The organism is Streptomyces sp. NBC_01283 (assembly GCF_041435335.1).
Taxonomy (GTDB): Bacteria; Actinomycetota; Actinomycetes; order Streptomycetales; family Streptomycetaceae; genus Streptomyces.
Genome location: NZ_CP108430.1, coordinates 516,967 through 529,359, shown reverse-complemented (window position 1 = coordinate 529,359; position 12,393 = coordinate 516,967). Strand labels below are relative to the sequence as shown.

The window sequence follows — 12,393 nt, the reverse complement described above, 5'->3', positions numbered from 1 at the left end:
GGCGCTCGTCATAGGTGTGACGACCGAATACGAACGGTCGTCGGACCCACGAGTGAATCGAGAACCGGATGCTGACCAACATCATGTACGTGACGGTCTACGTCACCGATCAGGACCGCGCGCTGGAGTTCTACACCGAGGGGCTCGGCCTGGAAAAGCGGATCGACCATCCCGGACCTGACGGACGTTTCCTCACCGTCGGTGTTCCCCACAACCCCGTACAGATCAATCTGTGGTCGCAGGCGGCGGTCGCGGGACAGCCGGTCGGCGTGCCCGGTCCGCTGATCCTCGAATCCGACGACCTGCGAAAGGATTGCGAGGCCATGCGCCGACGCGGTGTCACCTTCGATGAGGCCGAACCCCAGGAGTATCCGTTCGGGCTCCGCATCGAGACGGTGGACCCCGACGGCAACCGGGTCTCCCTGCGACAGCCTCGCAAGCCGTGACCGCCCACCCGTCCGGCCTCCTCACCGAGGCGTTCGAAGCCCAGCGCGATCGGCTGCGCGCCGTCGCGTACCGCGTGCTGGGCTCGCACGCCGACGCCGAGGACGTGGTCCAGGAAGCCTGGATGCGTCTCGTCCGCCAGGACCAGACCACCATCGGCAACCTGGCGGGCTGGCTGACCACCGTGGTCGGCCGCATCAGTCTGGACCTCCTCAGATCCCGCCGGGCCCGTCCGGCAACCGACTACGAGCAACAGTTCGCGAACCTCGTGGTGACACCAGACGACGACCTCTCGCCGGACGAACAGGTGGCGCTGGCCGATTCGGTCGGACTCGCGCTGCTCATCGTGCTCGACTCGCTCACCCCGAGCGAACGTCTGGCGTTCGTCCTGCACGACATGTTCGCTGTCCCGTTCCACGACATCGGCCAGATCCTGGGGAAATCCGCCGACGCCACCAAGATGATCGCCAGCCGCGCCCGCCGCAAGGTCCGCGCCACGGACCGGCCTGCGGGCTCTGACCGTGAGCACCGACAGGTCGTCCAGGCATTCGGCGCCGCTGCCCTCAGTGGCGACTTCGAAGCACTCCTGCGCGTCCTCGACCCGAACGTGAAGCTGAGTGTCGACACCCCCGATGGCATGGTGGTCACGCTCGGCGCCACCAAGGTCGCCTCCGGTGCCCGCATGTTCTCCGGCAAGGCCGCCCGCCAACGACCTGTGCTGGTCAACGGCATCCCCGGCCACATGTCCTGGCGCCCCGACGGAAGTCCTCTCTCCGTCATCGCCTTCACCGTCGCAGAAGGCCGGATCATCGGCATCCACATCGTCATCGACCCGGCCAAACTCGCCTCGATCCAGCTGCCCGCCCCAGCCTGAACGGGTGTCGTCAGGCCTGCCCCCGCATGCGCAGGTCGGCCGTGGCCGAGCGGGCGTTTAACCTCGACTAGTGACAGAACGTCACATGCGTGATCGAAGTGTGTCGAGGGATCCAGTGTTGGAGCCGGTGTCGGATGACGATTCGCTGGGCGGTATGCGTCCGATCCTGGACGGGGATGATGCCGTCTTGGGTTATGAGCCCCAGGAAGGTTTCCCGGACCGTTGCTGGGTGCTGCACACCGTCACGGTGAGAGGCGAACGAGTTCGGTGGAACGACGTGTTGGCGCACGTCGGCAAGCACCTGGAGGACTGGAAGTACACCCCCTCCTTCAGGGTCTTCCAGGGGCGGGGCCTGCCCGAAGCCTTTGAGAAGCCGGACCTTGGGGAAATCGACCGTGGCAGCCTGGCACGCCTGGTCGAGGTCCTCACCCGTCACAGCCCTGAAGGGCCTCGTACGGAGTGCTACTGGGCCCAGGCGGCGATCGAAGACATGGGCCGCCCGGTTTTGGCCCGTCGGGGGCGGCTGGGTGAGGCACTCGCCCACCACGATGCCTGCCGATGGCCCGACCGGACGACCGGCACCCAGTTCCCCGCGCACTGGTGGCCGTTGGAGGGTTCCTGGTTCGTCCTGACCGACCGCGACCTGAGCGCCACCGAGGTCTTCGGTCCCCCGGCCCTGATCGCTGACCTTCTCGCCGATGACGGCCTGGATGCCGTGCGTCACCCGAGCATCGCCGAGGTGCAGGGCAACCGCGCGGAATGGCGCGACACTGCCAACTGAGCCCGGTCTATCCGGCCGACCTGCGTGATCTCGAACGGTGAGTCGTACGGGATCACTCACCTGAAGAAGGATCCCTATCGCTGAAATGCGCCTGGGGATGGGCCTCCTGGCACATGCCCAGACGACCACCGTCGCGGGCGCGGCTCAGGACCGCCGTAATCGCGGGGGATGACGCACGACGAACCGGGCGACGAGCGCCCCTTCGGCGTCCGCAGCCCGGGCGGGAAGCGCGTCGTCGTGCGGCTCATCAATGCAGTGCCCGACGAAGCCGGCCATAGTGGACATTGCATCGTGGGCTGGAGTGCGGCACCTCCGTAATCCCCGGTGCTCAGCGCTGCATCGGAAATTGCGTATGGCGCGTGCCGTCGAACCCCGCTCGGCAAGCGTGCCGTCGGTTGTGCGAGGAACGAGGACGCTTATCCTCGGTGCCTCCTCGCACGGGATGGCCTCCACGGTGGCGAGGCTGCGGGTTGCCCGATCGACACCGAGAGGACAGCGACTGGAGCCGCGCTGTCGGCGATGCGGCTCCAGTTGGCCCTGGCTGGGTTGAGGGGCGCTCCGAGGGCCGCGGCCGCAAACCCCACCAGGTGCTTGGCGGGGCTGATGAACGGGGGAGGCCTGACATCCCGATACCTCATACCCGATTGCTGAGGCCGTCATTCAAGAGCCTGACCTGGTTGATCGTAAGAGCGCCCGACCACGGTGAGTTGAGGATGGGCGAGCCCATGTCGGGGCCCAGCAGCGGCACTTCCGGCAGGACTTCCATGGAGTCGACGGCGCGTGCCTGGCGGCCTGGAGGATTTCGCCTTCGCGAGGGCGCACCGACGCGGCGGGGCCGGCCGGAGACGGGCGGTAACGTGCTGAGCGCCGCTGGTACGCAGTGAGGGTCCGACCGGTGTATTCCGGTCGGACCCTCACGTTGTTGTTCTGACGGCGGCGTCTGCCCGTCGGTCAGGCTGCCGCAGGGGCACCGAGCATCGCGGAAGCCTCTTGCCAGGGGCTGAGGACGCGCGTGGGCACGGCGGCCGGGGCAAGGTGGCGGCAGGTGAAACCGAGCTGGGTCATGGCCCGCAGGACTTCGCCGGAGCTGAAGTCGCGACGGTCCTGACGCGTGATGACCTGTCCTACCTGCTTGACGGGGTAGGTACGGCGGCCGATGATCACGGATTCACCGGAGACCTGCTCGGGCTTGATCCCCTTCATCGATTCCAGGACGCCGCTCTTGGTGAGGTCGAACGGGAAGCGGGCGATGACACAGCGCATGATGCCTCACAGGGAGAAAACGAACGAGGGGAGTGGTTCTGCCGTGGCTGAGACCGCGGTGGAGACAGTTCAGCCGGCAAGGGCGAGGACGCCCAGGGCGTTGCCGTGTTCGTCGACCACAGGCAGGGCATCGAGTCGGCTGTAGCGCATCGCGTGCTGGGCTTCGGCCACGGTGGCCACGGGCGAAGTGAACGGGCCGCGATCGCCGAGGATGTCGCGCAGTTGGACCCGGTCCGTGTACGCGGAGCCGTCTCGGGCCGCCGTGAGCTTGGCCTGGGTGACAAGTCCGGTGCACAGGCCGTCGTCGTCACAGACGAGCAGGTGTCCGGTGCGGGCACTGGCCATGACGGACAGGGCGACCTCGATGGTCATGTCGTCGCACACCTGCGGTCCGCCGGCATCCATGGCCTCGGCCGCTGTCCTGTGCGCGGGGGCGGCACGTGCGGGGCGGGGCTGCATCTGAACCAGTGTCAAAAGGTGCCTCCTGCAGTGGTGCGTCAGATTCCTGATCACGAAGCTTCTAGGCTGCCGCGTCGAAGGTGGTCTGCCGCACGTTCGCGCGCCGCGCCGCCGAGGCAGGGCTGCGCCGGCCGCGTGAGGACGTACCGCGCTGACGTCGCTCGACCACCGGCGCGGTGATCGTCACGGGGATGCCGGAGGGGGTCTGGGCGCCGGTGATCCGGCTGAGTGTCTCCTCGCCGGAGCGGACCTGGGCGGTCTGCGGGGTGATGCCCGCGGCGGCCATCAGGCGGGTCATGTCGCGGCGCTGGTTGGGGGTGACCAGGGTGACGACGCTGCCGGACTCGCCTGCGCGGGCCGTACGGCCGCCGCGGTGGAGGTAGTCCTTGTGGTCGGTGGGTGGGTCGACGTTCACGACGAGGTCGAGGTTGTCGACGTGGATCCCGCGTGCGGCGACATTCGTGGCCACGAGCACGGTGACGTGCCCCGTCTTGAACTGGGCCAGGGTGCGGGTGCGCTGGGGCTGTGACTTGCCGCCGTGCAGGGCGGCGGCCCGGACACCGCTGTTCAGCAGGTCCTGCGTCAGCCGGTCGACGGCGTGCTTGGTGTCCAGGAACATGATCACCCGGCCGTCACGGGCCGCGATCTCAGTGGTCGTCTTCTGCTTGTCCGCGCCGTGCACGTGCAGGACGTGGTGCTCCATCGTGGTGACGGCACCGGCGGACGGGTCGACGGAGTGGACCACCGGGTCGGTGAGGTAGCGGCGGACCAGGCGGTCGACGTTGCGGTCGAGGGTGGCGGAGAACAGCATCCGCTGGCCCTCGGGGCGTACCTGGTCCAAGAGCGCGGTGACCTGGGGCATGAAGCCCATGTCGGCCATCTGGTCGGCCTCGTCGAGGACGGTGATCGCGATCTGGTTCAGCCGGCAGTCACCGCGGTCGATGAGGTCCTTGAGCCGCCCCGGCGTGGCGACGACGACCTCGGCGCCGGCGCGCAGCGCGTTGGCCTGCCTGCCGATCGACATGCCGCCGACGACGGTGGCCAGACGCAGCTTCACCGCACGGGCATAGGGGGTGAGGGCGTCGGTCACCTGCTGGGCCAGTTCACGTGTGGGCACCAGGACCAGGGCCAGGGGCTGGCGGGGCTCGGCGCGCTGACCGGCGGTACGGGCGAGCAGGGCCAGACCGAAGGCGAGGGTCTTGCCGGAGCCGGTGCGCCCGCGTCCCAGGGCGTCGCGGCCCGCGAGGGTGTTGGGCAGGGTCGCACCCTGGATCGGGAACGGGACGCTCACACCTTGCGCGGTCAGCGCGGCCAGCAGTGGGGCGGGCATGTCGAGGTCGGCGAACGCCTCGACCGCGGGCAGCGCGGGAGTGATCGTCTTCGGCAGGGCGAACTCGCCCTGGACCGCGGCGGGCCGGCGGCCGTGGCCGCCGGGGCGGCTCGGGGCGCCGGAACGGCGCGGGGCGGGCGCGCCGAAGCGGGTGTCTTGCCTCGAACCGGCGCCGGACCCGAAAGAGGGGTTCTCGGTCCGGCGGGGGCGGGAGGAACGAGTGTTCGTACGTGCGGGGTTCATCGAGAACCTTCCTTGATACGGCGCGCATCAAGGAATTCCCGCAGCGAAAGAGCAGCGCGGGGAATCACAAGCACGAACCGAATGGAATGCGAAAAGGGATGCGAAAAGGAATGCGAAAGAGAATGCGCCTTGCACTGCACCCGTGCTGGATGCAAGCCATGAAGAGGAGACGCCATGGGGGCATAAAACCCCGGATGTGGTCCGTCGTAATGTCGTAGTTACGAAAGACGCTCATCCCGAGGGTGGGGCTGTCAGGCGTTGTTCCACAGGCGACACCACTGTGGGAAATGTTCGCAGCTGGGGTCCGCACCCCTAGGGATGCGGGCCCCAGCTACGAAGTGTGCGTCACCGTCAGGCGAGAGCGATGTTCTCGGCCGTCGGGCCCTTCTGGCTCGGCGCGATGTCGAAGGTCACCTTCTGGCCCTCCAGCAACTCGCGGAAGCCCTGGGAGGCGATGTTCGAGAAGTGGGCGAACACGTCAGCACCCCCGCCGTCCTGCTCGATGAAGCCGAAACCCTTGGCCGCGTTGAACCACTTCACGGTGCCTGACGCCATGTCATATCTCCTCTGGGGGCAGAACGCCGGGATCCGCGATGTGCGGATTCCGGGTCGCCGCGATGATGCCCCGTCCGGAGGGAAACCGGAAATACAAAGAAGCTTGCAGTAACGGGAAAATCCGGTACTGCGGCTTGAAGTTTTTGGGAACCACAACTGCAACTGAGATCGACAGTAGCATGGGATACCAGGCCGCGTACGGAAAATAACGCTGCTCGATTCTGGACCGAAAAAACACTTCGCGCCCTGGGTGGTAAACCCTCATATCGCGGTCACAGATATTTCCCCGCTCGGGGTGCAGCGTTTCAGAAATTCAGGCCCTACCCACGACTCGGAGGGCGCGTCCAATCCGGTGGCACAGGGTCCGTCGGCTTGGAGCTACCGAGCGAGGGCGGCGCTCACTGTCTTGCCGCCCGCTGACTGGCGGGTGACGGCGGTGGAGCGGGCGAGGTGGTTGACCATGGGCCAGCCGAAGCCTCCCGTGCCGCCCTTCAAGTCCGGGGAGCGCGTCCGCGGTGCTTCCGGGCTGGGGTCGTCGACGGCCACCTCGAGCGTGTCGGGGCGGGCGGTCAGGTGGAGAGTGCAGGTTCCGCCGCCATGGCGCAGGGCATTGGTGACGAGCTCCGAGACGACCAGGACCACGGCATCCGCAACTTCCCCTGCGAGAGGGCGGGTGAGACCGTCGAGGAAGTCCCGGGCGCGCTCGCGTGCGCCGGCGAGGGACCCCGCGAAATGGGCGGTTGCGACATCGAGGTTCATCGTGTCCATCGGGATCAGGTCCCCCTGGTAGCTGGTCGTCGTCGGTCGGCCCTGCCTGCCAGGGTGCGTGTGCCCTGCATCTGTGGCGCCAACCCGGCGATGCCTGCCGGGTGCGCCGTAACCCAGTGATGCCTGTCTTCCGCTGTGCTGTTCGACGGCGACTACCTCACCGTCGAACGCGCGAAAATCTATGTTGGCTGGAGTAGACATTGGGTGGTGGTGTGGTTATGGTTTCTCTCGTAGCCGAGATCAAGCAGGGCCCGGCAGAGATGAACTGCCGGGCAGCAGTACCCGCAGGTGCAGTTCGCAGGACGGTGCGGTGGTGGAGTTTCGAAGCCAGAGCGGTTGCAGGACGGCGACGGGGCTGACGACCGGACCGGGTGGCCCGCAGTGATCAGGGGCCACCACCAGCAGGACCGCAAGTGCAGTACAGGTAAGTGCAGTTCGCATCACCAGCAGTACGCAGGAGAGCAGTACTCGCAGTAGGCAAGTGATTGATCCCAGAGGGAAGAACGGAGGAGCCGAGCGCCATCAGGATCGCCCGGGCGGAATTCTGAGTCCGGGTACCGCAGGACATCGATAGTGAGGTGGTCTCCGGTCAAGCAACCGCGATCCCCGCAGCTCCGACGGCAGTTCGGTCGGGCAGGCGGAAACAGAAGGCCGGCGCAGTCCTAGGGCCGGCAGATGGTGTAGCAGTTCCTTCGGGGCCCTGGTGCGAGTACGGCACCAGGGCCCCTCCACGCGTTCCAGATGTTCCGGGCACATAGAGAGGTGCAATGACAGCAGACGACACGTTCGGCCGTCTCGATGACGACGACTACCCCGCATACACCATGGGCCGGGCCGCCGAGATACTCGGCACCACCCAGGGCTTCCTCCGCGCCATCGGCGAAGCCCGCTTGATCACCCCGCTGCGCTCCGCGGGCGGCCACCGCCGCTACTCCCGCTACCAACTGCGCATCGCCGCCCGCGCCCGCGAACTCGTCGACCAGGGCACCCCCATCGAGGCCGCCTGCCGCATCGTCATCCTCGAAGACCAACTCGAGGAGGCCCAGCGCATCAACGCCGAACACCGCCGCGCTGACGAAGCGGCGCATTCATAGGCCACTCACTGAAGTGCCACCCGTGCCCACTGAAAGCCCGGCAAGCTGCCAGTAGGTGAGGTACCAGGTCGTCCGGAGTGTCGGATTGGCCATGTCTGATCGGCCCACCGCCGCCGACGAGCGCTTGGAGCAGGTGCGCACCGCTTCGTCCGAGTCGCGCCGAGCGCCGTGCCGTGTTCGCCTTGCCACGCGCGCCAACCCGTTCCTTTTTGGTCTGGCAGGGTGCTCCGGTCGATGCGCTTGCGGGCATCGCCGTTCCCGGGCCGTTGTCGCGCACCGTTCCTCCGTCAAATGGGGCGTGTTGAAGTACGGAGTACGCGCACTACGGGTGCAGTGCCCTTCGCCCATGGCGGCCGCGTCAGCCCTGCAGTGCTTGCAGGGTGGTGTGGAGGTCGGTGGTGCGGGGCTGGTTGTGGGGGAGTTTCGCGAGGGCGGCGGCCATGCCGCAGGTGTCGGTGGCGGCGGAGAAGACCAGGCCGGTGCCAATGGCGGCGGACAGCCAGCGTGCGGGGCGCCAGCCGGTGCCGGCGGCGAGGCCGAGGACGACGAGGGATCCGGCGGCGAGGCGGACCTGGCGTTCCATGGGCCAGACGGCTCGGGCGTTGTCGGGGTGGTGGAGGGTGTGGCCTTCGCCGGCCCAGGCGGTGGTGCCGCCGCTGAGGGTGATGGCGGGTATGTCGGCGGCGGCGAGTTCGGTGCAGGCGGTGGTGGAGCGGTTGCCCGAGGCGCAGACCATGAGGAGGGCGGCGCGGGAGGCTGCGGCTTTGAGGGCGGGCAGTGCGGTGTGCAGGTGGTCGAGGGGGATGTTGTGGGCGCCGGGGAGGTGGCCGGAGGTGTATTCGCCGGGGGTGCGCACGTCGATGATCGCGTAGTCCTCGAGGCGGGCGGCGGCCTTTGCGGGGGTGATGGCGGTGGGCGTGGTCATGTACGGGGTCCTTCCGCGATGTTCCGGGAGCGGTCGCCCGAACCCGGTACAATACCCCTAGGGGTATTGATGGAGGTGGATGATGGAGCTGGAAATGGCGGCCGACGAGCTCAAGTCGGTCCTCAATCGGCTGCGGCGGGCTCAGGGCCAGATCGCGGGGATCATCAAGATGATCGAGGAGGGCCGGGACTGCGAGGACGTGATCACGCAGCTCGCCGCGGTCTCCCGTGCGCTGGACCGGGCCGGGTTCGCGATCATCGCGACCGGTTTGCAGCACTGTATGGCCGAGGGCGGCCAGGCGGTCGGTGACCGCGATCAGATGCGGGCCCGGCTGGAAAAGCTGTTCCTGTCCCTGGCCTGAGAGTCGTGGTGGCCGTGGTGTTCATACGATCACGTCGATCAGCATGAACACGGCTACCGCCAGAAGCGCACCGGCGAAGACTTTTTGCAGGCTGTTGCCGGAGACTTTGGTGCTGAGGCGTTTCCCGTCCCAGGCACCGAGGATCGCCGCTCCGGTGAACGGCCCGATCAACGCCCAGTCGAGGCCGTCACCCGTCCCGGTACGGGCGACCAGGGCGGCGAGCGAGTTGACGGTGATCACGAGCAGGCTGGTGCCCACCGCCCGCCGCATGGCCAGGCCGAGAACGCTCACCAGGGCCGGGACGGCGAGGAAGCCGCCGCCGACGCCGAGGAAGCCGGTCACCGCACCGAGTCCGGCGCCTGCCGCGGCCGACTTGCCGGGCCGTATGCGCTTGGGCGGCCGGGAAGAGGGCGGACGGAACATCCGTACCGCTGCCAGTGCGGCGACCACGGAGAACGTGATGGTCAAGGTCGCTTCGGGTACGCGTCCAGCGGCTGCCCCCGCGAGGTAGGCGGGGATGATGCCGGCGGCGGTGAACAGTGATCCGGTCTTCCAGGCGACGTGCCCGTCGCGGGCGTGGGCGTACAGGGCGGTGGCGGAGGTGGCGGCCACGATGATCAGGCTCGCCGTGGTGGCCGCGGACGGACTGAAGCCGAGCAGGTAGATCAGGGCGGGCACGGCCAGGACGCTGCCACCACCCCCCAGCGCGCCGAGAGCGAGGCCGATGACGGCCCCGGCCATGAGGGCGAGAACGATCGCAGTCACGCTATCTGGCCGCTGTTTCCGCGTTCGTCGACGACCGGATGCCCGGCGGCGATCCACGCGTTCATGCCGCCCTTGACGTCGACCGCCTCCCGGCCGCGCTGGGCGAGGAGTTTCGTGGCCTGCTGGGAGCGGTGTCCGCTGCGGCAGATCACCACCAGCGGACGGCCGGAGGCTTCGGCCGGCAGGTCGGCGCCGGCCACCAGTTTCGACAGAGGCACGTGGACGGCGCCGGGAGCGTGGCCCGCGTTCCACTCGGGTTTCTCGCGGACGTCGAGCAGGACGGTGTCCGGCCTGTCGCCGCTGGTGCGGCTGCGGGCCTGGTCCACGCTGACGCGGGGCTGGCCGCGGCGGAAGAGGACCATTGCGTTTTCCCCTCTCCTTCATGTGCGGTGGGCGGGGTGTCAGCCGGTGGTCAGGGGCAGGTTTGCCTCGGTGGCGGCGTCGAATCCGTCGTCGACGGCGACGACGTCGCGGCCTGCGGCATCGAGCAGGGACGCGGCGATCGCGGCGCGCATGCCGCCGGCGCAGTGCACCCACACCGTCCCCGGCGGAACCTCACCGAGGCGGCCGTGGAGCTCGTGGACAGGGATGTGCACCGAGCCTTCGATCCAGCCGTCCGCCCGCTCGGAGTCACGGCGCACATCCAGGACCACCAACTCGTCGCCGCTGTGGGCGGCGAGCTCGGCGAAGGTGGAGCGCGGGAAGGAGGCCGGGGCCTGCCCGGCGGGCAGCCAGTCGGTGGGGGTGCCGGTGGCGGCGGCGGCCGGGCGGTCGATGCCCACCCGCACCAGTTCGCGCTGGGCGTCGGCGAGCTGCTCGGCCGATTCGGCGAGCAGGGTGACCGGCTTGCCCCAGGGGATCATCCAGGCCAGGTAAGTGGCGATCTTGCCGTCGGCCTCGAAGTTGAACGTCCCGGCCACGTGTCCTTCGGCGAACGCGACGCGGTTGCGCAGGTCGACGACCCATTCGCCGACCGCGAGGCGGGCGGCGATCTCTTCGGCGTCCGCGAGGTCGGGCGGTGTCAGGTCCAGCGGTGCGGGGCCCTCGGCGTTGGCCGGGCCCATGTGCGCGTAGTAGGCGGGCACGTCCTCCAGGCCGGTAAGCAGGTCCTGGACAAAGGTGTCCACGTCGACGGTGAGCGCGGTATTCGCACTCTTCTCCTTGCCGATGGTGGTCGCCTCTCCCTCCGAGGGGGCCGAGGAGCAGAAGCTGCCGAAGCCGTGGGTGGGCAGCACCGCCGTCTCGTCGGGGAGATCAGCGGCCAGCCGGTGGGCGGAGGCGTGCTGGGCACGGGCCAGTTGTTCGGTCAGCCGCGGCTCGACCAGGTCGGGCCGACCCACCGTGCCGATCAGCAGCGACCCGCCGGTGAAGACGACCACCGGCCGCCCCGCCTCGTGCAGTGCGTAGGAGGTGTGGTGCGGGGTGTGTCCCGGAGTCGCGATCGCTGTCAGGGTCAGCCGGCTGCCGGGATCGATGTCCGCCGTGTCGCCGTCGGCGACGGGGACGCGGGCGAAGGCGACGTTCGCGCCGGCCGGCACGAGGTACTGGGCGCCGGTGATCCGGGCGAGTTCGAGGCCGCCGGTGACGTAGTCGTTGTGGATGTGGGTCTCCACCACATGGGAGATCCGCACACCGTGCCGGGCGGCGACCGCCAGGATCTGGTCGACATCGCGCGGCGGGTCCACCGCAACCGCGGCGCTCTCACCGCCGGCCAGGTAGCTGCGGTTGCCGAGACCTTCCAGCTCGATGGTGTCAACGAAGAACACGCGGAGACTCCTTTCGCCTGAAAATTACCCCGGGGGGTATCTGCTTTCCACCGTAACACTTGTACCCCCGGGGGTATATTTCACACTGGGCCCGGACCTGATCGGGGACGCGGCGGACCCTGGCCTCCGCAGCGCGCGACGCGAAGGAGGGCAACGGCCAGGACCTACGCACCCTGCACGTGGACGGCGGTTTCGACAGACGGTCACTGCCGCGCGCGAGGCACTGGCCGAGCAGGGCTTCGGGATCCTGGCCGAGATCGACGTGCAGTCCACGTCGAAGGAGGAGCTGGGCCACGAGATGGAGGACTACTTGATCCTCGGCGCCTGCAGCCCACTCCTGGCCCACCGAGCGATCGAGGCGGACCGTTCCATCGGCCTGCTGCTGCCCTGCAACGTCGTCGTGCGATCCGAGGGCGAGCGCATCGCCGTCCAGGCTCTCGACCCAGGCGCCATGGTCACCCTGACCGGACGGGACGCCCTCAAGCCCGTCGCGGAGGAAGCCACCCGCCACTTGGACGCCGCCCTGTCCGCGCTCACCGGCGGCAAGGAATAGCACTCGCGAAGGTGTCCGGCGGAGTGAGGGGTGTCGTCATGGTCGGCGGGCTTCTTGAACAGCTTCTTGAACAGCTTCTTGAACACACCCGCAGATCAGGTGCTGGTCCGAAGCCGGGTCTCGCCCCGCCGCCCCTAGGACGGCTTTGAACGTACTGTTCCGTCTGTGTAGCACCACCAATGCCGCCCTCGACGACACCCGGCACACTGAGG

General features: G+C 68.4%; 15 protein-coding genes. 6 read left to right on the top strand and 9 right to left on the bottom strand.

What is annotated here, in order from left to right:
• Positions 1–68: 68 nt before the first annotated feature.
• From OG302_RS02345 to OG302_RS02335, 3 genes are all read left to right on the top strand, one after another.
• Positions 69–446 carry a VOC family protein gene (locus tag OG302_RS02345; RefSeq protein ID WP_371525097.1) on the top strand — a complete coding sequence of 126 codons (378 nt, stop codon included), beginning with the start codon at positions 69–71 and terminating at the stop codon, positions 444–446.
• On the top strand, positions 443–1,318 hold the full coding sequence (locus OG302_RS02340) for a sigma-70 family RNA polymerase sigma factor (RefSeq protein WP_371525096.1): 876 nt from the start codon (positions 443–445) through the stop codon (positions 1,316–1,318). The genes OG302_RS02345 and OG302_RS02340 overlap by 4 nt, the downstream gene beginning before the upstream one ends.
• A gap of 127 nt (positions 1,319–1,445) precedes the next feature.
• The gene (locus OG302_RS02335) at positions 1,446–2,099 is read left to right on the top strand and encodes a hypothetical protein (RefSeq protein ID WP_371525095.1); all 654 of its coding nucleotides are present in this window, start codon (positions 1,446–1,448) and stop codon (positions 2,097–2,099) included.
• A gap of 951 nt (positions 2,100–3,050) precedes the next feature.
• Here OG302_RS02335 and OG302_RS02330 read toward each other — a convergent pair.
• The 5 genes from OG302_RS02330 to OG302_RS02310 form a co-directional block, all read right to left on the bottom strand.
• On the bottom strand, positions 3,051–3,362 hold the full coding sequence (locus OG302_RS02330; RefSeq protein ID WP_371525094.1) for an SCO5918 family protein: 312 nt from the start codon (positions 3,360–3,362) through the stop codon (positions 3,051–3,053).
• Between the two features lie 69 nt (positions 3,363–3,431).
• Positions 3,432–3,836 (bottom strand): CBS domain-containing protein, encoded by a 405-nt coding sequence (locus OG302_RS02325; RefSeq protein WP_371525093.1) that lies wholly within the window; start codon positions 3,834–3,836, stop codon positions 3,432–3,434.
• A gap of 46 nt (positions 3,837–3,882) precedes the next feature.
• Positions 3,883–5,394, bottom strand: coding sequence for a DEAD/DEAH box helicase (locus OG302_RS02320; RefSeq protein WP_371525092.1), 1,512 nt, complete (start codon positions 5,392–5,394; stop codon positions 3,883–3,885).
• 351 nt (positions 5,395–5,745) lie between these two features.
• Positions 5,746–5,949 (bottom strand): cold-shock protein, encoded by a 204-nt coding sequence (locus tag OG302_RS02315; protein ID WP_361835254.1) that lies wholly within the window; start codon positions 5,947–5,949, stop codon positions 5,746–5,748.
• 378 nt (positions 5,950–6,327) lie between these two features.
• The gene (locus tag OG302_RS02310; protein WP_371525091.1) at positions 6,328–6,717 is read right to left on the bottom strand and encodes an ATP-binding protein; all 390 of its coding nucleotides are present in this window, start codon (positions 6,715–6,717) and stop codon (positions 6,328–6,330) included.
• A 767-nt stretch (positions 6,718–7,484) separates the two neighbouring features.
• Between OG302_RS02310 and OG302_RS02305 the strand changes: the two genes are divergently transcribed.
• Entirely contained in the window at positions 7,485–7,811 is a 327-nt protein-coding gene (locus OG302_RS02305; RefSeq protein ID WP_371525090.1) for a MerR family transcriptional regulator, read from the top strand.
• A gap of 358 nt (positions 7,812–8,169) precedes the next feature.
• Here the strand turns inward: OG302_RS02305 and OG302_RS02300 are convergent, their stop codons facing one another.
• On the bottom strand, positions 8,170–8,736 hold the full coding sequence (locus OG302_RS02300) for a rhodanese-like domain-containing protein (protein ID WP_371525089.1): 567 nt from the start codon (positions 8,734–8,736) through the stop codon (positions 8,170–8,172).
• A gap of 82 nt (positions 8,737–8,818) precedes the next feature.
• Here OG302_RS02300 and OG302_RS02295 point away from each other — a divergent pair, with 82 nt between their 5' ends.
• Positions 8,819–9,097 carry a metal-sensitive transcriptional regulator gene (locus OG302_RS02295; RefSeq protein WP_371749994.1) on the top strand — a complete coding sequence of 93 codons (279 nt, stop codon included), beginning with the start codon at positions 8,819–8,821 and terminating at the stop codon, positions 9,095–9,097.
• Positions 9,098–9,118: 21 nt separating this feature from the next.
• Here the strand turns inward: OG302_RS02295 and OG302_RS02290 are convergent, their stop codons facing one another.
• From OG302_RS02290 to OG302_RS02280, 3 genes are read right to left on the bottom strand one after another with little or no spacing between them, the layout of a single operon-like run.
• Positions 9,119–9,862: a sulfite exporter TauE/SafE family protein gene (locus OG302_RS02290; RefSeq protein WP_371525088.1), complete on the bottom strand. Its 744-nt coding sequence runs from the start codon at positions 9,860–9,862 to the stop codon at positions 9,119–9,121.
• On the bottom strand, positions 9,859–10,224 hold the full coding sequence (locus OG302_RS02285; protein ID WP_371525087.1) for a rhodanese-like domain-containing protein: 366 nt from the start codon (positions 10,222–10,224) through the stop codon (positions 9,859–9,861). The genes OG302_RS02290 and OG302_RS02285 overlap by 4 nt, the downstream gene beginning before the upstream one ends.
• A gap of 39 nt (positions 10,225–10,263) precedes the next feature.
• Positions 10,264–11,628, bottom strand: a complete 1,365-nt coding sequence (locus OG302_RS02280; protein WP_371525086.1) for a rhodanese-like domain-containing protein — start codon at positions 11,626–11,628, stop codon at positions 10,264–10,266.
• A 262-nt stretch (positions 11,629–11,890) separates the two neighbouring features.
• Here OG302_RS02280 and OG302_RS02275 point away from each other — a divergent pair, with 262 nt between their 5' ends.
• Entirely contained in the window at positions 11,891–12,181 is a 291-nt protein-coding gene (locus OG302_RS02275) for a DUF302 domain-containing protein (protein ID WP_371525085.1), read from the top strand.
• Positions 12,182–12,393: the final 212 nt, after the last annotated feature.

What these genes read in the sequence shown, in the direction of transcription:
- OG302_RS02345 (WP_371525097.1), top strand. Translation starts at nt 69, where the DNA reads ATGCTGACCAACATCATGTACGTGACGGTCTACGTCACCGATCAGGAC.
- OG302_RS02330 (WP_371525094.1), bottom strand. Translation starts at nt 3,362, where the DNA reads ATGCGCTGTGTCATCGCCCGCTTCCCGTTCGACCTCACCAAGAGCGGC.
- OG302_RS02320 (WP_371525092.1), bottom strand. Translation starts at nt 5,394, where the DNA reads ATGAACCCCGCACGTACGAACACTCGTTCCTCCCGCCCCCGCCGGACC.
- OG302_RS02315 (WP_361835254.1), bottom strand. Translation starts at nt 5,949, where the DNA reads ATGGCGTCAGGCACCGTGAAGTGGTTCAACGCGGCCAAGGGTTTCGGC.
- OG302_RS02310 (WP_371525091.1), bottom strand. Translation starts at nt 6,717, where the DNA reads ATGGACACGATGAACCTCGATGTCGCAACCGCCCATTTCGCGGGGTCC.
- OG302_RS02305 (WP_371525090.1), top strand. Translation starts at nt 7,485, where the DNA reads ATGACAGCAGACGACACGTTCGGCCGTCTCGATGACGACGACTACCCC.
- OG302_RS02300 (WP_371525089.1), bottom strand. Translation starts at nt 8,736, where the DNA reads ATGACCACGCCCACCGCCATCACCCCCGCAAAGGCCGCCGCCCGCCTC.
- OG302_RS02295 (WP_371749994.1), top strand. Translation starts at nt 8,819, where the DNA reads ATGGAGCTGGAAATGGCGGCCGACGAGCTCAAGTCGGTCCTCAATCGG.
- OG302_RS02285 (WP_371525087.1), bottom strand. Translation starts at nt 10,224, where the DNA reads ATGGTCCTCTTCCGCCGCGGCCAGCCCCGCGTCAGCGTGGACCAGGCC.